Genomic DNA, 22,831 nt, shown 5'->3' on the forward strand with positions numbered 1-22,831 from the left:
ACCAAAGAATCATCCCTACCTACGGAAAGCATGAAGGTGTTAAACTCTTAGGGACTCTCAACTATGAAACTGGTGAGATTTACTGTGAAGAACATGAAAAATATGATGCTGAGGTATTCCAAGGCTTTCTTAAAAACGTGCTTAAGATACATCTTGATGGGAAAATAGTTATGATTCTCGATAATTCAAGAGTTCATCATGCAAAATTATTGGAAGCATTTTTAAATGAAAATAATGAACGACTTACACTTGTGTTTCTTCCACCATATAGTCCTCAAATGAACATCATAGAAGGATTATGGGGATGGATGAAAGATGAGGTTATTAATAATGCTTTCTTTTCAAATGTACAGGAAATTAGACAAGCGGTACAATGGTTTATCAATTGGGCAAATCAAATACCAAAAACTGTAATCAATAGATTGTGCGTCCGCATGTAGTTTCATTTATACGATATATATAGTAAGTAAAAAAAGCTGAGGTAAAATACCTCAGCTTTCTTTATAATGCTTGATAATTTTTCTTACAATGCTGTAAACCTTCCTAGCACACTGATTAAGGTATTAATATAAATCAGCCCTAATGGATATTAAAAGTTGTTATTTTAAAAGATCATTCATAGTATAGAATCCATTTTTTTTATCAACAAGGAATTTGGCAGCTTTTATAGCGCCTAAGGCGAAAATATCCTTTGAGAGGGCTTTATGGGTTATTTCTACTACTTCATCTGCACCTGCAAATAATATGGTGTGTTCTCCCATGAATGTACCGCCACGAACGGAATGAATACCAATATCTGTATCTTTTCTGTCATCATTATTGCCATGTCTACCAAAAATAAAATGTGTTTGTTCTTTAAAGGTATCTTTTATGCCATTAGCAAGCATGAGTGTTGTGCCACTGGGAGAATCAACTTTTTTATTGTGATATTTTTCTACAATCTCTATATCAAAGGAATGTCCTAATGTTTCTGTAGCTTTTTTTACTAAATCTATTATAACATTCACCCCTAGGGACATATTAGGTGATTGGAGAATAGGAATAGCATGAGAGGCTGTTAGTAGCTGTTCCTTTTGGTCAGAAGCTATACCAGAAGTTGCTAAAACTAAAGGGGTCTTTGTGTGCACACAGTAGTTTAAAACATCTGAAATAAGGCTATGATGGGAAAAATCTATTAATACATCACCCTTTTCTAAGCATTTAGAGGGATGAGAATAGACAGGGAATGGATGATTTTGTTTATTTATATTCCGATCAATTCCTGCAACCACAATAACCTCTTCATCGTTGTTGACTGATTTTACTAAAATATTCCCCATTTTTCCATTACATCCATTTACAATTACTTTAATCAAAAAAACGCCTCCTTGTTTAATCAAGTTTTTTATTATAGTATAGCTGTTTATCCTAATAAAAAGATAATTATTCAACGGGTGTGTAAAATTTTATGTTACAGAAGAACTATGATTAATGATAATGGGCATATAAACTTTGAACGGTCTGGGTAATGTGATCTAATGGAAGAAGAATAGCTAGACGATCATCAGACCAAAATATATCTTGGGTAGCTAAGTTTGCATGAATGAGAAAATCCTGCAAATTTTTTTTTGTTTCATCCTCAGGGTTTTCATGAAAGATTATAGATATTTGTCCAATATGATCTTTTTTTTCAAAGTAGCTATTTTCTTCTATATCTAGTGGATAATCAATATGATCTTTATGATAATAGGCTTCTAAAAAATTTTCTGATTTCTTTAATAATATATCTGGATTTTTCAAAAAATCACTTTGTGATAAAACTTCTTTTTCAACTTTAATATATGAAAAATCTTTTTCTAGAGCTAGACCTACAATGTTATCATTGTAAGGTACATCTTTATCAGAAATAAGTGTTCCTAAATCATTGGAAAAAGTTGAACGTACACGCACGGGAATATTAAACTGTTTTGCTGTCATAACTGCCCTAGGATGTATAACCTTGGCGCCATGATAGGCAAGTTTATATATATCATCGTATGAAATAGATGATATATAAGGGGCTATAGAAACAACTCTTGGGTCTACCTTTGCAATTCCGGGAACATCCGTAAAAATATCTACCCTTTCGGCTTTTATATATCCACCTATGGCAACAGCGGCAGTATCACTACCCCCACGACCAAGTGTAGTGATTTGTCCACTAGCAGTGATTCCTTGAAAGCCAGCAATTACAACAACCTTTCCTTTTGCCAAGTTGTTTTTAATGGTAGTGGTGTCTATATGAATAATTTCACTATTATTAAAGTTATCATTGGTAATAATCCCTGCTTGAAATCCTGTTAGGGCTTCCGATGGAATATTGTTTGTATCAAGGAAGTGGGAAATCAATGTACAAGATATAATTTCTCCACAACTCATAAGTAAATCTTTCTTTTGGGGAATAATAGTAGGATTAATTTGCTCTAAAAGATTGATTAATGTATCCGTAGCATAAGGAGCGCCATTTCTTCCTATAGCGGAAACAACAACAATGACATCATTACCTTCATCTTTACATTTTTTCACATGATTTAAGAGTGCATGACGTGCTTCTGGAGTTGCTACAGAAGTGCCTCCAAATTTCTGAACGATAATACCCACTTTGTTATCCTCCTATAATAAATTTCGTTGAACTAGGGTTTCAGCAATTTGTACAGCGTTTAGCGCCGCACCTTTTCTAAGATTATCTGATACAACCCACATGTTTAAGCCATTTTCGATTGAAAAATCCTTCCTAATTCTTCCAATGAAAACGTCATCTTTTCCAGCTACATCAATAGCTAACGGGTAGGTATTCGTCTTAGGACAATCCTGCACTGTTATTCCAGCAGCGGAAGTCAATAATTTTATAACATTGTCTATGTCTATTTTCTTTTCTACTTCAATATTGATAGATTCAGAATGGCAACGAAAAACGGGTACACGTACAGTGGTAGCAGAAATTTTTATGTCTTCACAAAGTATTTTCTTCGTTTCATTGACCATTTTCATTTCTTCTTTTGTATATCCATTATCCATAAATATGTCTATATGCGGAAGGGCATTAAATGCAATCTGATATGGATAGACAGTGTGAACCATTTTTTTAGCAGAAGCATAATCCTTTGCTTGTTGATTAAGTTCATTAATGGCTTTTTGACCTGATCCAGATACTGCTTGATATGTAGAAACAACAATTCTTTTGATCGTATAGGCATCGTGTATAGGCTTTAGGGCTACCATCATTTGAATGGTCGAGCAGTTTGGATTAGAAATTAGGCCTTTATGACTATCTAAATCTTCAGGATTTACTTCAGGAACTACCAATGGAACAGTAGGGTCCATCCTCCAAGCGCTACTGTTATCAATGACAATGGTATTTTCTTCTACTGCAATAGGAGCAAGTAAGGTGCTTGCATCACCACCAGCTGAAAAAAGTGCAATATCTACATCTTCAAAAGCTCCTTTTTCTGCAGTTTCTACATAGACTTTCTCACCATTAAAAAACACTTCTTTTCCTTTGTTTGATGCAATATCCAATGGCTTCAGACGATGAACTGGAAAATTTCTTTGTTCAAGTGTTTTTATCATTTCTTGACCAACAGCACCTAAAGCACCAACTACTGCAACATTGTATTTTTTCATAAATGATCCCCCTTATAATTAATAGTATAGTTAATAACGTGGTTACTCATCTAGTGATGAGTAGTATGGTTTTATTATAATACCTCTAATTTGAAAATGTCAACCAAAATAAGAAAATTCAAAAAAATAATATAGAAAGTCTATTGTTTATATGAGTATAATACATTTAAATAAATAGTGATGAAAAAACATAATTGGATTTATGTTAATGCTTAAAAGGATTGTTAGTATATGCATACTAAATGATGTGTTTGATTATTATCCACTACAATATATTGTGCATCACTAACAAAACAACTGTCAAATTAGAGTTGGGAAATGGATTGTTTCTATAGAGGAACACAACAGCTAACATTCTCGTAATGAATAAATAGGTTGTAATATATTGCAAATAACTTAATAATCTAAAAATGATAAATTTTCTAATAATATTCAGAAAAGTAGTTGACAGACTTTGGGAAAAAGGAGTAATATAAAAAAAAGCTACTCATCAAATGATAAGGAACTATATATGAAGATGCAAAAGGGGGCGCACATACTATGAAAAAGATATATGATGTTGCAGTTATTGGAGGCGGAATCATTGGATTATCTACAGCTTATTATTTAGCAAAAGAAGGAAAAAAAGTTGTTTTAATAGAAAAAAATGAGATCGGCAGTGGTGCATCGGGTTCGTGTGATGATATGATCTTATTTCAGTCTAAAAAACCAGGAATTTTACTAGAACTTGCTTTTGAAAGCCTAGAGATGTATAAGCGTTTATCAAAGGAACTAGATGTAGATATACATTTTGAAAACCGTGGGGGCATGATACTGATAGAAGATCAGAGACATCTTGAAGTAATGGAAGAGTTTGTTCAAAAACAAAGAAATTGTGGATTAGAAGTAGAAATTATTGATAAAAAGGATGTATTGAAAAAGCAACCATATATAAAAAAAGGCGTTATTGCATCTACATACAGCTCTAAGGATGCTCAAGTAAATCCGCTGAATGTGATGCGTGGCTTTGTTTCTAGTGGTGTTTCATTGGGGTTAGAAATTAAGAAGCATGTTGTGATAAAAGATATTAAACAAAAAAAAGATTATTGGAAAATATTATTTGATGATGGCAGATGGATTGAATCTGAGAAAATTGTTAATGCTGCTGGCGCTTGGGCTTCGGACATTGGAAAAATGATTGGAATTGATATTCCGATTAAACCTAAAAAAGGGCAAATTGCTGTGACAGAACAAATACCTCGAATCGGAGAAACAAATGTATGGAGTGCTGAATATATCGTTGCAAAGCTGAGACCGGAATTAGCTAAAAATAAAGATGACTTACATAATAAATTAGGTATTGGATTTGCATTTTCACAGTGTTCAGATGGGAACTATCTGATTGGCAGTACAAGAGAGTATGTAGGGTTCGACAAAACAACGAATTATGAAGCATTAAAGATTATGATTAATCAAGCAATAAAATTTTTCCCCATTTTAAAACATGCGCACATAATTCGTTCATTTGGAGGGCTCAGACCTGCATCAGCTGATGGAAAGGCTATTATCAGTGAAGTCAAAAACAGGAAAGGTTTTTATATTGCTGCAGGACATGAAGGCGATGGAATTGCTTTAGCGCCTATTACAGGTAAATTAATTGCAGATATGATCAGTAATAGAAACATCTATTATGATATGAATGCGTTAAGTCTAAGGAGATTCGAGCAAAAAGAGGGGGCGAAAAATGCAAGTGCTTAGAATTTCAAATAAAAATAATAAGGGGGGGTTTAAATGAGTTTAGGTTCATTATTATGGATACTTACAATTCTAATGTGTGGTGCTTTCTTATTTATTTCATTGAAAGTAAAGGATCAGGCTCAATCAAGTTTCTCGAATTATGCAATTGGTGGTAAAAGTTTTCCTATGTATCTTATATTTTTTACTCAATTTGCGACAATCATGGGGGTGGGAAACTTTGTAGGTCATGCTGGTAAAGGGTATTCAATAGGATTACCTTGGATGGCATTTATTTTAGGGGAGCAAGGATCAAAAGTTATTTTCGCTCTAGTGTTTGCTGGGTTGGCAGGCAGATTCACTTATAATACTTTCCCAGAGATGATTGATGACTTAATTGCAAGGGATAAGGTTACACGGGCCCTTGGAGGAATATTGGCTTCAATGATTATGATTGCTTGGGTGGGTGGACAAGGAAAAGCATTTGGAAATATATTCAATATTGTTACTGGTGCAAACCCTATTCCAATTATTTTAATGTTCTCAGCCGTATTTATTGTGTATACTGCCCTTGGAGGAATATATTCAGTTGTATGGACCGACCTTTTACAAGGGATCATGGTGGTAATCTTCGGTACAGCATTTTATATTTATGCATTTTCTCCTGTAAGCTGGAGTATGGCAGAATTGGGATCCAGGCTAGCTGAAGTTGGAAAGGCTGAAATGTGGTCAATGGGAGATAATGATATTATTGCCCTTGCAACAAAATTTGTGACAGGTTGTGTGGGAATCTTAGCAGCGCAGATCTATTGGCAAAGATGTTTTTCAGCTAAGAATAGCAAAACGGCAAGAAATGGTATGCTGTATAGTGGTATCATTGCCATTTTTATGGTAATGCTGACAGCTTTAGTGGGAATGGTTATATTAACATTGAATCAAGGATTAAAGCCTGATGATGCTATGCCATGGTTTATGATGAATTATGTGCCAATCGGAATATCAGCCATGATTTTCGTATTGATTTTAGCAGCAGGTATGTCATCGGCTGATTCAAACTTAAACTCAGCATCTATTTTGATTGTAAATGACTTAATTAAACCTTTTAACAAAGAAGCTACAGATGCGCAACTTGTTAAGTATGCTAAGAGTCTGACAGTGCTCATTGGAATATTTTCAGCCGTAGCAGCAATTTATGCAAGCTCTATATTAGGTCTATTCTCTAAAGCCTATGCAATGGCAGGGGGTGGATTGGTACCTTTATTATTGGTTGGACTTTTATGGAAAGAGAGATCAGGGGAAGAATTTGAAATGGGTAAAAAGAACAGCAAAGTTACCCCTTGGGGTGCTAGGGTAGGGATTGTTGCTGGATCAGTTCTGACTCAGATCACTGCATTAGGTCCAAACCGAGTACTTACAGCCCTTGTTGTATCAGCCATCTTAATTGTCGTGGTATCCACTATGACACGGAATAAAAATGTAGAAAATGAAGGGAAAATGGTTTAAATAGATAATACTATAAAGTAGGGTATGGTTTCTTAATGAAATCATACCCATCACTAAAGAAATTAAGTAATTGGAGGGTATTATATGAAAAGAATTCTAGACGAGAAAGAACTAATAACTTTAGAATGTATAGCAGATTCCCAAGAACCCATTGGAGCATGGCTTTTAGGAGAGAGATTAGAAATTAATGGAATTACTATTAGTTCTGCTACCATCGGTAGAATTCTAAACCGTTTAGAAAAATTGGCATTTGTGGAAAAGGAAAGCTCTAAAGGACGAGTAATTACCGACAAGGGACTTGAAGCAATAGATAAAGCTAGAATGATAGATCATATTAATTTTCATAAAGATGAGTTAGATAAAATGGTTAATACAAAAGTGCTGGAAGATTATATTATGGTAATACAGGCTAGAAATGCAATTGAGCGAGAAACTGTAAGGCTAGCAGCTCGAAATATTACGGATGAAGAAATTGAAAATATTAAAGAAATATTAAAAAGGCAAGAAGAAAATCGCATAAAAAACCAAAGTATTGCAGAGGAGGATATTAATTTTCATAAAGCAATTGCTAGAGCGTCTAGGAATACTGTTTTAGAATCAATCTATACAATAATATCTACTTTCGGTCAACAAACAGAGCTATTCGAATATATAAGAGACCGTGTTAAATCTCCTTATAGAACTGCCCATAAAGAGATTTTCGAAGCTATAAAAAAACATGATGAAGAAGAGGCGGAGCAATGTATGATTCATCATTTTGAAAATCTAACAAAGGATGTTACTAAGTATTGGAATAAATATTATGACAATGGATGTAAAGACAAAAATGGAGGGGTTTGAAATGAGTGATGAAATTATTTGCAGGTGTGAAGAAATTACTGAAAGCGAAATCGTTGAGGCGATTCGTAATGGTGCAACTACTGTAAATGAAATTAAAAAATGGACTAGAGCGGGAATGGGTTTATGTCAAGGGAGAACATGTCGAAGGATGATAGAGCGCATATTAGCGCGAGAAACTGGGATTGAATTAAAGGATATAAAGCCATCTACATATAGGCAGCCGGTTAGACCCATCAAAATGGGTGCATTGGGAGAATGATATTTAAATTATAATATAAGGGATGGGGGAGAACATATATGAAAAATTGGGGAAGATTTATTACGGCTATGGTGACACCTTTTGACGATACACTGCATGTAGATTATGACAAAGCAGTAGAACTTGCTAATAAACTGATTAATGAGGGAAATACAGCGTTGGTAATATGTGGAACTACGGGGGAAGCACCTACTCTTACAAGGAAAGAGAAAATGGATCTTTATAAGATATTGAAAGAAAAGGTGAATGTTCCTATTATTGCGGGTATTGGAACAAACGCTACATCAGATACAATTGAGAATGGAAAGGATGCTATTTCCTGCGGGGTAGACGGGTTATTGGTTGTGGTACCTTATTATAATAAGCCAGATCAGGAATCTATGTATGAACATTTTAAAACGGTTGCAGAAGCACTGGATGGGGATATTATGCTGTATAATGTGCCTGGAAGAACGGGAATCAATATGCTGCCTAGTACGGTGGAAAAACTAGCACAGATAGATAATATAGTGGCTTTAAAAGAAGCCAGCGGAAATATTGTTCAGTTTTCAGAAATGGTCAAAAAAACACCAAAGGATTTTATGGTTTATACAGGAGATGATGTACTAACCCTACCAAGTATGGCAGTGGGAGGATATGGTGTGGTGAGTGTAGCAGCACATATTGTTAGCAGTAAAATGAAAGAAATGATAGATAGCTTTTTAGAAGGAAATGTTAAAAAGGCAGCAGAAATACACTTAGAATTACTTGATATCAATCAAAATCTCTTTATAGTGACAAATCCTATACCTGTTAAGGCAGCATTAAACATGATGGGATTAAATGTAGGCGGTTTAAGATTACCATTAACAACAGCTAAACCAGCTGTGAAAGCTGAAATTCAAAAAGACATGAGAAAACTTGGTTTAGTATAAAGAGGGTATGGAAGGAAGGCTGAAAAGTATGACGAGAATATTAAAACATCCGATATTGGGAGATATTTCGGAACAAAAAAAAGTAACAATCACTGTGGATGGAAAATCCTACCTTGCCTATGAAGGAGAAATGATTGCTGCAGCTTTGTTTAACAATGATATAAAGACTTTTAGATATACAAAGCATCATCACAAACCTCGTGGCATTTACTGTGGTATTGGAAGATGTACAGATTGTGTTATGATTGTAGATGGCATTCCAAATGTTCGTACTTGCGTTACGCCTGTAAAAGATGGCATGATCATTGAAACGCAACATGGGACAGGGGAATGGAAAAGAGGTGGGCAAGATGAATAAAGCATCTATTGTCATAATAGGAGGAGGTCCTGCAGGATTGTCAGCTGCCATTGAAGGGGCAAAAGCTGGGGCCAAAGTGTTAGTGATTGATGAAAACGGAAAACCTGGTGGACAACTTTTTAAGCAAATCCATAAGTTTTTTGGTTCAAAGGAACATAAGGCAGGTACCCGTGGTATAAATATTGGTGATCAGTTATTAGAAGAAGCTAAAAGATTAGATATTGAAGTATGGTTAAATACAGAGGTTTGTGGAATTGATAAAAATAAAAAAATATGGGGTATTCGGGACAAAAAACAATCTTTTAGCATAGTAGCTGATAAGATTATCTTGGCTACTGGAGCGATTGAAAATGCAGTGAAGTTTTCAGGATGGACATTGCCTGGGGTAATGGGTGCAGGAGCAGCCCAAACAATGATTAATTTAAATAGAACATTGCCTGGAAAGAAGATTTTAATGTTAGGATCAGGAAATGTTGGCGTTATTGTATCATATCAGCTTATGCAAGCAGGAGCTGAAGTGGTTGGAATTGTTGAAGCAGCGCCAAGACTAGGAGGATATGGTGTACATACTGCTAAGGTTCGCCGTGCTGGAGTAAATTTTTATACTTCGCATACAATTTCTAGAGCAATAGGAGAGAATTGTGTAGAAGCTGTTGAAATTGTTCAATTAGATTCCAATTGGAAACCTATAGAAGGAACAGAGAAGATTTTAGAGGTAGATACGATATGTATTGCTGCTGGATTAACACCTCTAACAGAGTTGGCTTGGATTGCAGGATCTAAATTTGTTTACATACAAGAGATGGGGGGACATGTGCCAGCGCACAATAAAACTATGGAAACTACGGTAGAGGGTATTTATGTTGCTGGAGATGTTTCAGGGATTGAAGAAGCGAGTACGGCTATGGAAGAAGGTCGGCTGGCTGGAATTAATGCCGCTGCCTCATTGGGATTTTATATTGAAAAGGAACAGGAAGAAAGAACAAAAATTGTGTGGAATGGGTTGAATGCACTAAGATGTGGTCCTTTTGGACATAAAAGAAAGAATGCAAAAGATAAGATTTTAGCTTCTAGGGAGGGATAATTTGAATGGATAATAAAAGTTTAAAAACAGTAGGATCACCTTCATTGGAAGAATTGAAAAATTCACCATCATTTCCTAGAGAAGAGGATTTTTTAAGAGGACCTATTGCAGTGATAGAGTGCATAGAAGAAATTCCATGTAACCCATGTCAAACGGCTTGTCCTAAAGGTGCTATTTTTGTGGGTAAGCCTATTACGAACTTGCCTAAAATTGATTTTAAAAAATGTATGGGCTGTGGTATCTGTGTAGCTGCTTGCCCAGGGTTGGCAATTTATATAAAGGATTTAACTTATTCAGAACAAGAAGTACGCATTTCTTTTCCTTTTGAGTATTTACCATTACCCAATATTGGGGATGTAGTGGATATGGTAGGGAGAAAAGGAGAAGAAATCTGTAAGGGTAGAGTGACGAGAATTAATAACGGAAAAGCCAATCATAATACAGTGGTGATTAGTGCCACTTATCCTAAAGAATATTTTCAAGAAGTAATATCTATGAAGCGATTATAGATAAAAGCCAATAGAACGGATCTATTGGCTTTTAAATTATCCTCTAAGATCATCCAATAATTGTGTCTTTTTAGCAGTTTTTTCATCTTTTTCTTTTATAATTTTTGCAGGTGAACCAGCAACCACACAGCCTGCAGGAACATCTTTTGTAACAATCGCTCCAGCAGCAACGACTGCGCCTTTGCCTACTCTAACACCTTCTAAAACAACAGCATTTGCACCAATTAATACTTCATCTTCTATGATTACAGGGGTTGCACTAGGTGGTTCTAATACGCCTGCAATTACAGCACCTGCACCTACGTGTGCATTTTTTCCGATGGTAGCACGCGCACCAAGAACAGCATTCATATCAATCATTGTGCCTTCGCCGATTTCAGAACCTATATTGATTACGGCACCCATCATGATGACAGCATTTTTTCCGATTGCTACCCGATCTCTTATGATGGCACCTGGTTCAATTCTTGCAGGGATATTTTTCATATCTAGCATAGGGATTGCTGAATTTCTACGATCGTTTTCAATAAAATAATCGGAAATTATGGCCTCGTGCGTTGATAAGTAATCTGAAATGTGTTCATGTTCTCCTACAAGTACCCAAAAATTTTCATGACCAAATTTTTTAATCGTGTCAGAAGGTGCATTTTCAAGATTTCCATCAACATATACTTTTACAGGTGTAGATTTTTTTGCCTCTTTAATAAATCGGGCAATAGCATAAGGATCTGTGAAATCTACATTTTCATTGGTTACTTTTCTTTCTGTAGTCATTAGTATAATCAATCCTTTCTTTTCTATTATTATATGATTGAACCACAAAGGGGAATCATTCATTTCCATTATACCCTTTGTGGTTGCAAGATTATAGGATGTTTATCAGAATATTTTTAAAATGCATAGGATATCATTCTTATTTTAGCATGTCATTCATATTATAGAAACCATTTGTTTGCTTCAATAAGAATTTTGAAGCTTCTATTGCACCTAAAGCAAATATATCTTTAGAAATAGCTGTGTGCTTAATTTCTATGATTTCATCAGGTCCTGCAAAGATAACCGTATGTTCCCCAACAATCGTACCGCCACGAATAGCATGTATACCAATATCTGTAGTTTTTCTTTTTTCAGCCCGACCGTATCTACCATACACAAAATCTTTTTTATTTTCTAAACCTTCATTGATACCATTCGCAATCAAATAAGCAGTACCGCTAGGGGAATCTACCTTTTGATTATGATGTTTTTCTATGATTTCAATGTCAAAGGGATCTCCCAGTACCTGTGCAGCTTTTTTTGCTAAATCGGTAATCACATTAACACCTAAAGACATATTTCCTGTTTGAAATATAGGTATTATTTTGGAAGCATCCATAAGACTTTCTGAATCTTTATCACTTAATCCTGTAGTTGCTGTAACTAAAGGAGTTTTTGTATCTACGCAGTATTTTAATATAGCATCAAGTGTGCTGTGATGGGAAAAGTCAATGACTACATCTGACGATTCCATACAGTCACAAGCGTTTTTATATACAGGGAATGGATTTTCATATCTATCTACATATCTATCGATTCCTGCTATAACTTCCATTTCTCTATTATTAGCAATGAACCTTGATAAAATCCTCCCCATTGTTCCATTACAGCCACTTATAATTACTGTTACCAAAAAAACCCCTCCTTATTTGAGTAAACCGTATACTGTCATTTCTGTTTTTAGTACATTTAGATTTTCTTCATTCATATCTACAAGCGGTAATCTTAAATTACCCATATCAAAGTTCATAAGATTCATGGCTGTTTTTACTGGAATAGGGTTTACCTCAATGAATAAGGAATCTATTAATGATTTCATGCCAAGCTGAAGATCACAAGAACCTTTTACGTCGCCATCGATGAATTTTTGCACCATTTCATGTGTATCTTTAGGAATAATATTTGCTACTACAGAGATTACCCCAGAGCCCCCTAAAGACATAAGGGGTACAACCATATCATCATTACCAGAATATATATAAAAATCTTTTGGCACAAGACGGGCAATTTCTGCAACTTGTGAAATGTCCCCACTTGCTTCTTTTATGCCTTGAATATTTGGGTGTTTACTTATTTTTTCTAAAGTGGCAGGGAGAATATTTACACCCGTTCTACCAGGAACATTATATACAATCATTGGAATATTCACGGCGTCAGCGATGGCATTAAAATGTGCAATTAATCCCTTTTGTGTCGTTTTATTATAGTAGGGCGTAATAATTAATAAACCATCTGCACCTATCTTTTGCGCATATTGACTCATCTCTATGGCATGAACGGTACAATTACTTCCAGTTCCTGCGATTACTGGAATTCTTCCGTTGATTATATCTACCGTGAATTTAATGGTTTTCTTTTGTTCTTCCTCTGTCATTGTAGAGGCTTCTCCAGTAGTACCACAAACTACAATGGCATCAGTTCCTTGTTCAACGTGCCAATTAAGCATTTCCTCTAGTTTTTTGAAGTTAACCTTACCTTCTTTAAAAGGAGTCACAATTGCAACGCCGGAACCTGTAAATAAACTCATAAAAAACCATCCTTTCATTATAATTTAACAGATCATAAAAAATAACTTACTAGAATTATTCTATGTGAATTAAGCGAGCGTAGGAACTAAAAGTTCTGCGATTTGAATTGCATTTGTTGCAGCACCTTTTCGAATATTATCTGCTACTACCCATAAATTTAGTCCATTTTCAACACTAAAGTCGCGTCTGATTCTTCCAACATAAACTTCATCTTTTCCAGCTATATCTCTAGCTAAAGGATATACATTGTTAGAAAGATAATCTTGAACAATGATGCCAGGTGCATTTTCTAAAACATTTCTTACTTGGTCTAATTCAAAGGAATTTTCAAATTCCAAATTGATCGATTCACTGTGACTATCCTTTACAGGAACTCTTACAGTCGTTGCCGTAATCTTTAAGTCATAATCATTGAATATCTTTTTGGTCTCTTCAATCATTTTCATTTCTTCTTTTGTATAACCATTTTCTAAAAATACATCAATATGAGGGATGCAATTTCCTGCAATCGGGTGAGGATAAGCAGTCAAAAGGTCATTGCCCTTCATTCCTTCTTCTAAATCACGAACCCCTTTTACACCAGAGCCTGATACAGCTTGGTAAGTAGAGTATACGATTCTTTTTATTTTATATGCCGTGTGTAGTGGTTTTAAAGCCACTACAGCTTGAATGGTAGAACAGTTTGGGTTTGCAATAATACCTTTGTTCCACTTAATATCATCAGGGTTTACTTCTGGAACAACCAAAGGAATGCTTTTATCCATTCTAAAGGCACTACTATTGTCTACAACAATGACACCTTTTGAAGCAGCAATCGGTGCAAAGTGTTTGCTTGTATCGCCACCTGCTGAGAATAGGGCAATATCAATATCCCTATCAAAAGAGTTTTCAGTTAATTCCTCTACTGTAAATTCCTTGCCTTTACAAGTTACGGTTTGACCCGCTGATTTTTTAGATGCAAATACATATAGGTTTTCAAATGGAAAATCTCTTTCCTCTAATACTTTTAAAAATGTTCTACCAACCATTCCTGTTGCACCTACTACTGCAATGTTTATTTTTTTCATGTGATTCCCTCCTGAATTCAATATGATTTATGATTCTATATTTAAATAGTACAAATTTCTACCTGAATGCCTCTTTTTTCTATTTTTGCCAGTTCTGATTTGTTGGCTTGATCATCAGTAATGAGTATATGGATTTGATCTAATGTACATACATTTGAAAAAGTGATTCTTCCAATTTTTCTGTAGTCAGTAATGACAATATTTTGTCTACTACACCCAATAAGGGTTTTTAAAAAATCGCTGCTATCAATTGTTGAAGTACTAATACCAAACTTTTCTTTAATGCCAGCACAAGGGATAAAGGCTTTGTCAAAATGATACGTTTTCAAATCATTGATCGCTCTAGAACCCAGTATATTACCTTTATAGTTTTTGATGCGACCACCAATTAAAATGGTTTCAATATTAGAAAATTGTGCTAATTCTTTTGCTACATCTAGAGAATTTGTAACGACTGTAATGGTTTTATCCTTGATTAACTGGATCATCAATAGACTGATCATACTACCCATAAGCATGATGGTATCTCCATCGTCAATAAATTGTGCTGCCCTTTGTGCGATCTTTCTTTTTGCATCAAGTGCTTCTGTTTTTCCTTGTTCAATAGATGGAATCCACTTTGATTTTTCCACTTTAACAGCGCCACCGTGTATTTTTTTAAGAAGACTTTTTTCTTCTAATGCTGAAAGATCTCTTCTTATCGTATAGATGGATACATTGAAAACTTCAGTTAATTGTTGTAGGTTTACGATGTCTTCTCTTTCGATGAGTTCTACTATTTTTTTCCTTCGGACTTCTGTAATCAATAGACCATCCTCCTAAGATTAACTCTTGCTAATATTATTATAATATATTTATTAATATTTGGTTACATTTATAATATAATATTATAAAAAGTATGTAAATCGTTTTTTGAAATATTTATGAAAATAATAGGAATTAGAAGGTATGAAAAAAATAGAATAAGGTGAGATACTTCAGAGAGATAAAGATGCGCCATTTTTTTAAAATAAAAAACGGCAAAAGAGTAAAAGGTTCTTTTAGCCGTTTATAAACGCTAGATAGAATACAACTTTCACCCCGTGTGAAGTAGCGCACCATTGATAGCTTGGGTAATCTACCAATGACAGTAAGATGCTTATTTAACATCATACCAGCAGTATATCCAAAGGGTTGGATATACGCTTCGGCGACGACACCTTTCATTTAAACATAAGAGCTCCCTTTGCCTAGTTTAAAATACTCATTGTCTATCGCAACCTCTAAAACACAACGCTTATTTCTAAATATTCATTTTAAGGTATCGTAACATAGGATTATATACATGTCAACCCAAAACTTTCTCTTTTCTAAGATGAAAAAAAAGGATACAATAACTTTATATATGATTTTTATTAATAACTTAAGAGGTGAACAGAATGATTCATATTGAGAAAGAAATATTAGATGTAAAAGAAGAAGTTGTGCTTATAAGGAGGACGCTACATCAGATTCCTGAAATTGGATTTGAAGAAGAAAAAACAAGTGCTTTTATCATACAAAAACTCGAGGCGTATGGGATTGAGGTTTATAAGCATATTGCTAAAACCGGTGTTGTAGGATATCTAAAAGGGACTATAGGAGATCGAACGATTGCTTTTCGTGCAGATATGGATGCCCTTAGTATGGAGGAAAAAACAGACGTTGATTATGCGTCAAAGCACAAAGGAATGATGCATGCCTGTGGACATGATGCACATATGAGCATTGTTTTAGGTCTTGCGAAGCTTTTATCTATGCATAAAGATAAAGTGAAAGATAATATTGTTTTTTTATTTCAGCCTGCTGAAGAAGGGCCTGGTGGAGCAGAACCAATGATTGAAGAGAGGGTCATTGAAAAATTTCATATTGATAAAATTATGGGACTCCATGTATTTCCAGAAGTAAAGGAAGGGAAAATTGGGTGTAAAAAGGGTCCTTTAATGGCTCAAACAGGTGAATTTGATATTAAAGTGTATGGTCAAAGCGGTCATGGTGCCATGCCACAAAAGGCAAATGATGCGATTATTATTGCATCAAATCTACTTTCTATCTATCAGACCATTATCAGTAGAAATATTAACCCGACGGAAGGCGCTGTACTTACAATTGGAAAGATGTGGGGAGGCGAGCGAAGAAATATTATTGCTGCAGAAGTTTGTTTAGAAGGAACATTAAGAGCTTTTAGTGAAGAAGTATATAAAAAGATGAAAAAAAGAATGATAGAAATAGCTAATGGGATTGAAAAAATGTATGATTGTAGGGTAGAGGTTATCTTTAGAGATATGTATCCTGCTGTAAACAATGATGAGAATATGGTAGAGGATCTGGTTGATGCGATTGGAGGGGAAAATATTGATCTTATTGAACCACAGATGATTGCTGAAGACTTTTCTTATTTTCAAAGAAAAATTCCCGGAATCTTCTTCTTCCTTGGCGTTAAAAATGAAGAAAAAGGGCATATATATCCGCTACATAATAGTCGATTTACCTTTAATGAAGAGGTGCTTCTTACAGGAATTCAAGTATATGTAACCTTTCTAAGGCATATAAAAGGGGTAGCGCAATAAAAAAGGCTTTATAAGGAGTGGATTTTTTGGAAAAAAGAAAAGAAATAGATATTTTAGGGGTAAATATACTATATTTTGTTACCGCGATGCTACTTTTAACAGTCGGTTATTATGTGCAAAATAAAGATTTGAAAATGGGACTTGTCATAACGGAATATGTTTTGGTTTTATTACCACCCCTTATCTATATCAAATTAAAAGGATATGGTTTTAAAAGGGTATTAAGATTAAATCCATTAAGCATAAAACATAGCCTTATTGTGATTGCCATTACGATACTCGTTTATCCAATCGCTTTATTCTTTAATCTGATTGTGATGACGTTTATTAGTACGATAGGAAAAATACAATCTCCGCCTATTCCAACTGCTAATAATATAACAGAATATTTTATTTTGATGGTGATTATTGCTATGTCCGCAGGAATCTGTGAAGAAATATTTTTTAGGGGATTGGTTTTACGGGGCTATGAAGAACTTGGTAGCATTCATGCGGTTGTGATATCGTCTCTTTTATTTGGTTTGTTTCATTTTAATATTCAAAATTTTGCAGGACCTGTAGTACTAGGACTTGTTTTTGGATACCTTGTATATAGAACAGGTTCTTTGTTTGCAGGTATGATTGGGCATATGACCAACAATGGGATTGCTGTAACCCTTGGGTTTCTTATGAATTTGGTAAAGGATCAATTGCCTCAATCAAATATGGATACAATGTCTCAGATACCAAACACGCTATCTTTAAGTGTAGCGACTATTTTCGTGGGCGTTATTGCAACAATTACAGGAATAGGGGCATATTTTTTACTAAGGATCATCATAAAAGATACAAAAAATAGGAAAGAGAATAGAGATATAGAGGACATAAGGTTAGAAAAAGAGGATGAAAGCATAGAAATATCTAACAAAACATCCATTTATGTATTTACACCTATACTGTTAACGGTTATTATATTTATATATGTTGCGTATTCACAACTAAAATATATGATGCTTCAATAAGGGATAAAAATAGAAGTTGGGGGTTTTTAAATGAAAAAAATTGCGATTGTCACAGACTCGACTTGTGATTTGCCGGATGCGTTATTGGAAAAATATGAAATTAAAATACTTCCCCTTAGAATTATTTATTCAAATAAAGAATTTAGAGATAGAATAGAAATATCTGGAAAAGAAGTTTATGAAAAATTAGATCATGAAATTCCTAAAACTTCACTTCCTTCACCAGAAGATGTGCATAATCTGTTTAAAAAATTACAAGAACAAAGATATACACATGTACTAGCAATACTTATTTCCGGGGCATTGAGTGGTACTTATAATATGGTCAAAAACTTTTCTGATAAATTTAATGAATTAAAAATTGAATTATTAGATTCTAAATCTTTAACCATGGGATTAGGATTTCCTGTACTTGAAGCAGCGCGTGAACTAAGAAAAACAAATGATTTTTCAAAAATTTGTGAAAGAGCCAAAGAAGCAATGAGCAAATCAAAAGTTTTTTATGTATTAAAGACGTTAGACTATTTGCGTAGGGGTGGAAGAATAGGTGTTCTTGAAGGTACGGTAGGAGAAATTTTAGGAATCAAGCCAATTATTTCTATAGACCAAGAAGGAAAATATTATGCTTACGCGAAAGTAAGAGGTCGAAAAAAATCCATAGAACAGTTGTACGAAATTATAAAAGAAAAATCAAAAGATAAAAAAGTAAATGTTGCAGTGATGCATGGAGATGCTGAAGAGGAAGCAAGAGATCTTTTAAAAAGGATTAAGGAATTTAGAAATGTAGATGAAACTTTCTTTGGTCCAATCAGTCCAGTTTTAGGCATACATACAGGACCTGGTTTGATTGGTCTAATAACGTATGAAGTGATAGAGGAATAAAAAAATTTAAACGAAAAAGGGGAGCTAAATAAATTTGGCTGAGAGGGAATGTGTTTGTTCCGACCCATAACCTGATCTGGATAATGCCAGCGGAGGGAAATGATTTAATCCGATGCTGCATTTTTGAGTGCAGTATTTTTTTATATACAAAAAAGGAGGAATGATCGTGAGAAAAATATCTACAAAAATGTTAGTGGAAGCGGGAATTATGATTGCAGTAGCCCAAATATTAAGCTATGTGAGAGTTTTTGAGTTGCCAAACGGAGGATCGGTTACAGCTGGAAGTATGGTGCCCATTCTATTTTATGCTATAAGATGGGGGGTAAAACCTGGTATGTTTGTAGGGGGGGTATATGGTATATTACAATTAATATTAGGAACGGTTTATTCTACCCATATTGTATCACTATTATTTGATTATAGCATGGCTTTTGGGTTGTTAGGATTAGCAGGGTTATTTAGAAAAAGTTTGGCAGGTGTATTTTTAGGGGTGTTTATAGGGATCTTTGGAAGGTTTGTATCCCATGTGATTTCCGGAGCGATTGTATTTGCATCTTATGCACCAGAAGGAACAAATCCATGGATTTACTCAGGTATGTATAATGCTTCTTATTTAGTACCAGAGTGTATTATATCTGTTGTTGTTGTTGGACTGTTATATAAAAGTTTTAAAAGATTACCAAATTTATAAAGAGCGTGTGAATCAAAAAATATTTTGCAAAATCATATAGAAACCTATTGATGATGGTATAAAATATATACCCCTTACCCATAATACTAAATAGGGGAGGGATATATATGTCAAAGAAAAATAGTGAGAAAAATAAGAAGAAAAAAATAGAGACGATTGAAGATCAGTGGAAGTATGAAATTGCGAAAGATTTAGGACTGCTAGAAAAAGTAGAAATATTGGGATGGGGCGGTCTTACTGCAAAAGAGACAGGAAGAATTGGTGGACTTATTACCGTCAAAAAAAAGCAATTAAAAAATAACAAAACAGTTGAGGGATAGAAGAATCTATCTCTTTTTCTTTTCTAAAGAACAAAAATTCATTATAATAGAATAAGGGATGCAAAATAAATAATGCACCTAAGTCACGAAGAAATTCGAATTATTTTTTAGAACATTCCTAAGTGAGGGATTTAGAAATAGATAAGGGAGAGATAAAATGGAGAGTTATAGTGCTTTTGCCTATGTATATGATCAGTTGATGGAAGATGTAGATTACAAAGGATGGGTTTTATATATTGAAGAAATATTTGAAAGATGCGGTATAAAACCCAAAAATATAGCAGAACTGGCTTGTGGTACTGGAAATGTTACGAACATTTTGGCAAAGCGGGGATATAATCTAATTGGTGTGGATATTTCTGCGGATATGCTCTTTATTGCGCAAGAAAAATCAAGGGCTATGGGTGTTGAGGTAATCTACTTAAACCATGATATGAGAGAATTATCCTTGCCTACTGAATTAGATGGAATTTTATGTGTTTGTGATGGGGTAAATTATATTGCAGATGAAAAAGATCTACGAAAAGTATTCAAGTCTGTCTACCATCATTTAAAGGATGGGGGATTATTTATATTTGATATTAGTACCTATTATAAACTAGCGAATATACTGGGCAACAATACTTATGCAGAAAATTTTGAAGAAGTATCGTATATATGGGAAAATTATTTTGAAGAAGCGCAAAAAATGTGTGATTTTGATTTGACTATTTTCGTAAAAGAAGAGGATACCTATAGAAAATATGAGGAAACACACAGCCAAAGAGCCTACGAAGAAAAGGAAATATTAGATCAACTAAAGGGGATTGGATTTAAGAAAATAGAGTGTTTTGAAGCCTTTACATTTTCTGACCCAAAAGAAGAAAGTGAACGTATTTATTTTGTGTGCCAAAAATAGTTGGAGGTAATGATTTTAATTGACACAAAAGAATACCTATGATAAAATCGATATGTAGTAAAAGATATTATTATACATATAATGTAAGTATGTATGAAATTGGTTAGGAGGATTATTTAAATGGAAAAAGGTACTGTAAAATGGTTTAATTCAGAAAAAGGTTTTGGATTTATTTCAAGAGAAGATGGAGACGATGTTTTCGTACATTTCTCAGCGATTACTATGGATGGATACAAAACTTTAGAAGAAGGTCAAGCTGTTGAATTCGAAGTAGTTCAAGGTGAAAAAGGACCTCAAGCTACAAATGTTTCTAGAGCTTAATAAACAAATTTAATGAACATGTAGCAAGTGATAGCCCTGATGATTAATGGTAATCGGGGCTTTTGTTGTGTTTATACATATAAATTTAGCGTATAATATAGATATATAAGTAGCAATATATCGTTTATATTTAAGATAATTGTACATAGGTAGATCAAAGTAGTTTTAATCTTATCTCAAAATACTTATGTAAAATAATTATTGCTTTATATATAAGAAGAATGGTAGGAGGAAAATACAATGAAAAATTATGTGATCCGTGCAATCGCAGCGGATAAAAGTATAAGCATTTTTTTTGCAATTACAACGGATTTAGTAGAAGAAGCAAGAAAAAAACACAATACCACACCTGTTGCAACAGCAGCATTGGGAAGAACACTTACAGGCGCTGTAATCATGGGGCTGATGCTAAAAGGAGAACAGAATAAATTATCTGTACAAATCAAGGGAGATGGTCCATTAAAGGAAATTTTAGCAGTAGCAGACAATCTAGGAAATGTAAAGGGGTATGTAGCAAATCCTTCTGTAGATTTGCCGCTAAGACAAGATGGAAAGCTAGATGTTAGTAGTGCGGTAGGGAATGGTAAAATGATCGTCATTAAAGATTTGGGGTTAAAAGAACCTTATAGTGGACAATCTGATTTAGTATCAGGAGAAATCGCAGAAGATTTCACAGCTTATTTTGCTTATTCAGAGCAACAGCCTTCAGCTGTAGGTCTAGGTGTATTAGTTGATCGGGACGAGACTGTTAAATCTGCAGGAGGCTTCATTATTCAGGTGTTACCAGATGTTCAAGAAGAAGTACTTACTAGGCTTGAAGAACGATTGAAATGGATGCCACCTATTACGCAGCTTATGGAAATAACAACAGATGGAGAAGAAATGCTAAGAATGGTTTTAGATGAATTTGATGTGGAAATACTAGACAAAAAAGAAGTGAACTTTGTGTGCGATTGTTCCGTTCGAAAGCTTGAAAAGGCATTAATTAGTGTGGGTGCAAAAGACTTAAAAGAAATTATTGAAGAAGATGGACAAGCAGAGCTTACATGTCATTTTTGCAATACAAAATACCATTTTGATAAGGAACATTTAGAAAGATTGTATGAAGAAGCACAGTAGTTATTTTCAACTATTATATTTTTCATTTATTTCGTTGGTGAAACATCTCCACAAATGGTGTGCTAGAGGTATTAATAGTATCATTCAATCTGTTAAGCGCAGAGCACGAGGTTACGGAACTACCAAACATTTTATAAATATAGTTTATTTAATTTGTAGTGATTTAGAATTTAATCTACCAACAGCTTTCGAATAATTACAATTCCAATTTACATAATTGGAAAAAATATAAAGCGATTAAATCCACACAATATAAGAAAGAACCAAGGATATAGTAATGTAGCATTAGAAGAGTTAGACATATTTAAAGATACTAAAAATATTGATTCTTGGGCAAAAGACGGTGTAAGTCTTTGTGTGAAATAAACTGAAAGTCTGAGGGTGTTTTATCAGCAGGTTTTACTTTGAATAGATGGTAAATGAGGAAAAATGTGAAAAAGGTATTGATATTATTTGGAAAGTAAGATAAAATTTACTATGTCGAAGTTTATACATATATTTGTTCATTTTTTAATGGAAGACTGCTAGTATAATGCTGGCAGTTTTTCACTTTAGAAT

General features: G+C 34.2%; 25 protein-coding genes and 2 riboswitches. Of the genes, 17 read left to right on the plus strand and 8 right to left on the minus strand.

Features of this window, described 5'->3' with window-relative positions; all coding sequences use genetic code 11:
• Positions 1-440: IS630 family transposase (locus EV214_RS13100; protein WP_132246505.1), on the plus strand; the 440-nt coding region annotated here is incomplete at its 5' end.
• Between the two features lie 159 nt (positions 441-599).
• On the opposite strand, the gene dapB (EV214_RS13105) is transcribed toward EV214_RS13100, so the two are convergent.
• The 3 genes from dapB (EV214_RS13105) to EV214_RS13115 form a co-directional block, all read right to left on the minus strand.
• Entirely contained in the window at positions 600-1,355 is a 756-nt protein-coding gene (dapB, locus tag EV214_RS13105; protein ID WP_132246507.1) for a 4-hydroxy-tetrahydrodipicolinate reductase, read from the minus strand.
• Between the two features lie 112 nt (positions 1,356-1,467).
• Positions 1,468-2,619 carry an aspartate kinase gene (locus EV214_RS13110; RefSeq protein ID WP_132246509.1) on the minus strand — a complete coding sequence of 384 codons (1,152 nt, stop codon included), beginning with the start codon at positions 2,617-2,619 and terminating at the stop codon, positions 1,468-1,470.
• Between the two features lie 12 nt (positions 2,620-2,631).
• Positions 2,632-3,642: an aspartate-semialdehyde dehydrogenase gene (locus tag EV214_RS13115; protein WP_132246511.1), complete on the minus strand. Its 1,011-nt coding sequence runs from the start codon at positions 3,640-3,642 to the stop codon at positions 2,632-2,634.
• Between the two features lie 540 nt (positions 3,643-4,182).
• On the opposite strand from EV214_RS13115, the gene EV214_RS13120 reads away from it, so the two are divergent.
• From EV214_RS13120 to EV214_RS13155, 8 genes are all read left to right on the plus strand, one after another.
• The gene (locus EV214_RS13120) at positions 4,183-5,379 is read left to right on the plus strand and encodes an NAD(P)/FAD-dependent oxidoreductase (RefSeq protein ID WP_132246513.1); all 1,197 of its coding nucleotides are present in this window, start codon (positions 4,183-4,185) and stop codon (positions 5,377-5,379) included.
• Positions 5,380-5,412: 33 nt separating this feature from the next.
• Positions 5,413-6,858 (plus strand): sodium:solute symporter family protein, encoded by a 1,446-nt coding sequence (locus tag EV214_RS13125; RefSeq protein ID WP_132246515.1) that lies wholly within the window; start codon positions 5,413-5,415, stop codon positions 6,856-6,858.
• A gap of 84 nt (positions 6,859-6,942) precedes the next feature.
• A complete protein-coding gene (locus EV214_RS13130; RefSeq protein ID WP_132246517.1) occupies positions 6,943-7,698 on the plus strand; it encodes an FCD domain-containing protein in 756 nt (251 codons plus the stop codon).
• A gap of 1 nt (position 7,699) precedes the next feature.
• Entirely contained in the window at positions 7,700-7,957 is a 258-nt protein-coding gene (locus EV214_RS13135; RefSeq protein WP_132246519.1) for a (2Fe-2S)-binding protein, read from the plus strand.
• Positions 7,958-7,995: 38 nt separating this feature from the next.
• Positions 7,996-8,871, plus strand: coding sequence for a 4-hydroxy-tetrahydrodipicolinate synthase (gene dapA, locus EV214_RS13140; RefSeq protein ID WP_132246521.1), 876 nt, complete (start codon positions 7,996-7,998; stop codon positions 8,869-8,871).
• A gap of 28 nt (positions 8,872-8,899) precedes the next feature.
• Positions 8,900-9,229 carry a (2Fe-2S)-binding protein gene (locus tag EV214_RS13145; protein ID WP_132246523.1) on the plus strand — a complete coding sequence of 110 codons (330 nt, stop codon included), beginning with the start codon at positions 8,900-8,902 and terminating at the stop codon, positions 9,227-9,229.
• Positions 9,222-10,313, plus strand: a complete 1,092-nt coding sequence (locus tag EV214_RS13150) for an NAD(P)/FAD-dependent oxidoreductase (protein ID WP_243116666.1) — start codon at positions 9,222-9,224, stop codon at positions 10,311-10,313. The genes EV214_RS13145 and EV214_RS13150 overlap by 8 nt, the downstream gene beginning before the upstream one ends.
• A 5-nt stretch (positions 10,314-10,318) precedes the next feature.
• Entirely contained in the window at positions 10,319-10,822 is a 504-nt protein-coding gene (locus EV214_RS13155; protein WP_132246527.1) for an NADH-quinone oxidoreductase subunit I, read from the plus strand.
• A 36-nt stretch (positions 10,823-10,858) separates the two neighbouring features.
• On the opposite strand, the gene dapD is transcribed toward EV214_RS13155, so the two are convergent.
• The 5 genes from dapD to EV214_RS13180 all read right to left on the minus strand — a co-directional run bounded on the left by dapD (position 10,859) and on the right by EV214_RS13180 (position 15,259).
• Positions 10,859-11,596 (minus strand): 2,3,4,5-tetrahydropyridine-2,6-dicarboxylate N-acetyltransferase, encoded by a 738-nt coding sequence (gene dapD / locus EV214_RS13160; protein WP_132246623.1) that lies wholly within the window; start codon positions 11,594-11,596, stop codon positions 10,859-10,861.
• Positions 11,597-11,735: 139 nt separating this feature from the next.
• The gene (gene dapB / locus EV214_RS13165; RefSeq protein ID WP_132246529.1) at positions 11,736-12,491 is read right to left on the minus strand and encodes a 4-hydroxy-tetrahydrodipicolinate reductase; all 756 of its coding nucleotides are present in this window, start codon (positions 12,489-12,491) and stop codon (positions 11,736-11,738) included.
• A gap of 12 nt (positions 12,492-12,503) precedes the next feature.
• Positions 12,504-13,385: a 4-hydroxy-tetrahydrodipicolinate synthase gene (dapA, locus tag EV214_RS13170; RefSeq protein ID WP_132246531.1), complete on the minus strand. Its 882-nt coding sequence runs from the start codon at positions 13,383-13,385 to the stop codon at positions 12,504-12,506.
• 69 nt (positions 13,386-13,454) lie between these two features.
• Positions 13,455-14,453, minus strand: a complete 999-nt coding sequence (locus EV214_RS13175) for an aspartate-semialdehyde dehydrogenase (protein WP_132246533.1) — start codon at positions 14,451-14,453, stop codon at positions 13,455-13,457.
• A gap of 41 nt (positions 14,454-14,494) precedes the next feature.
• Positions 14,495-15,259: a DeoR/GlpR family DNA-binding transcription regulator gene (locus tag EV214_RS13180; RefSeq protein ID WP_132246535.1), complete on the minus strand. Its 765-nt coding sequence runs from the start codon at positions 15,257-15,259 to the stop codon at positions 14,495-14,497.
• Between the two features lie 276 nt (positions 15,260-15,535).
• Positions 15,536-15,726, minus strand: a riboswitch (Lysine riboswitch).
• Between the two features lie 145 nt (positions 15,727-15,871).
• Here EV214_RS13180 and EV214_RS13185 point away from each other — a divergent pair.
• The 8 genes from EV214_RS13185 to hslO all read left to right on the plus strand — a co-directional run bounded on the left by EV214_RS13185 (position 15,872) and on the right by hslO (position 22,273).
• Positions 15,872-17,041 (plus strand): M20 metallopeptidase family protein, encoded by a 1,170-nt coding sequence (locus tag EV214_RS13185; protein ID WP_132246537.1) that lies wholly within the window; start codon positions 15,872-15,874, stop codon positions 17,039-17,041.
• 26 nt (positions 17,042-17,067) lie between these two features.
• Positions 17,068-18,042, plus strand: coding sequence for a type II CAAX endopeptidase family protein (locus EV214_RS13190; protein WP_132246539.1), 975 nt, complete (start codon positions 17,068-17,070; stop codon positions 18,040-18,042).
• 30 nt (positions 18,043-18,072) lie between these two features.
• Complete coding sequence (locus tag EV214_RS13195) at positions 18,073-18,924, plus strand: DegV family protein (protein WP_132246541.1); 852 nt, start codon at positions 18,073-18,075, stop codon at positions 18,922-18,924.
• A gap of 7 nt (positions 18,925-18,931) precedes the next feature.
• Positions 18,932-19,039, plus strand: a riboswitch (TPP riboswitch).
• A 51-nt stretch (positions 19,040-19,090) separates the two neighbouring features.
• Entirely contained in the window at positions 19,091-19,615 is a 525-nt protein-coding gene (thiT, locus tag EV214_RS13200; RefSeq protein WP_132246543.1) for an energy-coupled thiamine transporter ThiT, read from the plus strand.
• Positions 19,616-19,722: 107 nt separating this feature from the next.
• On the plus strand, positions 19,723-19,935 hold the full coding sequence (locus tag EV214_RS13205; protein WP_132246545.1) for a small, acid-soluble spore protein, alpha/beta type: 213 nt from the start codon (positions 19,723-19,725) through the stop codon (positions 19,933-19,935).
• Between the two features lie 157 nt (positions 19,936-20,092).
• Positions 20,093-20,833, plus strand: coding sequence for a class I SAM-dependent DNA methyltransferase (locus EV214_RS13210; RefSeq protein WP_132246547.1), 741 nt, complete (start codon positions 20,093-20,095; stop codon positions 20,831-20,833).
• A gap of 120 nt (positions 20,834-20,953) precedes the next feature.
• Positions 20,954-21,154, plus strand: coding sequence for a cold-shock protein (locus EV214_RS13215; protein ID WP_132246549.1), 201 nt, complete (start codon positions 20,954-20,956; stop codon positions 21,152-21,154).
• 240 nt (positions 21,155-21,394) lie between these two features.
• Positions 21,395-22,273 carry an Hsp33 family molecular chaperone HslO gene (gene hslO, locus EV214_RS13220; protein ID WP_132246551.1) on the plus strand — a complete coding sequence of 293 codons (879 nt, stop codon included), beginning with the start codon at positions 21,395-21,397 and terminating at the stop codon, positions 22,271-22,273.
• Positions 22,274-22,831 lie beyond the last annotated feature (558 nt).

It is taken from the genome of Marinisporobacter balticus, from assembly GCF_004345705.1.
GTDB lineage: Bacteria > Bacillota > Clostridia > Peptostreptococcales > Thermotaleaceae > Marinisporobacter > Marinisporobacter balticus.

Excerpts from the sequence above, each read along its gene's own strand:
- EV214_RS13215 (WP_132246549.1), top strand. The coding sequence starts at position 20,954 with ATGGAAAAAGGTACTGTAAAATGGTTTAATTCAGAAAAAGGTTTTGGA.
- hslO (WP_132246551.1), top strand. The coding sequence starts at position 21,395 with ATGAAAAATTATGTGATCCGTGCAATCGCAGCGGATAAAAGTATAAGC.
- EV214_RS13155 (WP_132246527.1), top strand. The coding sequence starts at position 10,319 with ATGGATAATAAAAGTTTAAAAACAGTAGGATCACCTTCATTGGAAGAA.
- EV214_RS13150 (WP_243116666.1), top strand. The coding sequence starts at position 9,222 with ATGAATAAAGCATCTATTGTCATAATAGGAGGAGGTCCTGCAGGATTG.
- EV214_RS13135 (WP_132246519.1), top strand. The coding sequence starts at position 7,700 with ATGAGTGATGAAATTATTTGCAGGTGTGAAGAAATTACTGAAAGCGAA.
- dapD (WP_132246623.1), bottom strand. The coding sequence starts at position 11,596 with ATGACTACAGAAAGAAAAGTAACCAATGAAAATGTAGATTTCACAGAT.
- EV214_RS13120 (WP_132246513.1), top strand. The coding sequence starts at position 4,183 with ATGAAAAAGATATATGATGTTGCAGTTATTGGAGGCGGAATCATTGGA.
- EV214_RS13175 (WP_132246533.1), bottom strand. The coding sequence starts at position 14,453 with ATGAAAAAAATAAACATTGCAGTAGTAGGTGCAACAGGAATGGTTGGT.
- EV214_RS13185 (WP_132246537.1), top strand. The coding sequence starts at position 15,872 with ATGATTCATATTGAGAAAGAAATATTAGATGTAAAAGAAGAAGTTGTG.
- EV214_RS13145 (WP_132246523.1), top strand. The coding sequence starts at position 8,900 with ATGACGAGAATATTAAAACATCCGATATTGGGAGATATTTCGGAACAA.
- EV214_RS13130 (WP_132246517.1), top strand. The coding sequence starts at position 6,943 with ATGAAAAGAATTCTAGACGAGAAAGAACTAATAACTTTAGAATGTATA.
- EV214_RS13115 (WP_132246511.1), bottom strand. The coding sequence starts at position 3,642 with ATGAAAAAATACAATGTTGCAGTAGTTGGTGCTTTAGGTGCTGTTGGT.
- dapA (WP_132246531.1), bottom strand. The coding sequence starts at position 13,385 with ATGAGTTTATTTACAGGTTCCGGCGTTGCAATTGTGACTCCTTTTAAA.
- EV214_RS13195 (WP_132246541.1), top strand. The coding sequence starts at position 18,073 with ATGAAAAAAATTGCGATTGTCACAGACTCGACTTGTGATTTGCCGGAT.
- dapA (WP_132246521.1), top strand. The coding sequence starts at position 7,996 with ATGAAAAATTGGGGAAGATTTATTACGGCTATGGTGACACCTTTTGAC.
- EV214_RS13125 (WP_132246515.1), top strand. The coding sequence starts at position 5,413 with ATGAGTTTAGGTTCATTATTATGGATACTTACAATTCTAATGTGTGGT.
- EV214_RS13210 (WP_132246547.1), top strand. The coding sequence starts at position 20,093 with ATGGAGAGTTATAGTGCTTTTGCCTATGTATATGATCAGTTGATGGAA.
- EV214_RS13205 (WP_132246545.1), top strand. The coding sequence starts at position 19,723 with ATGTCAAAGAAAAATAGTGAGAAAAATAAGAAGAAAAAAATAGAGACG.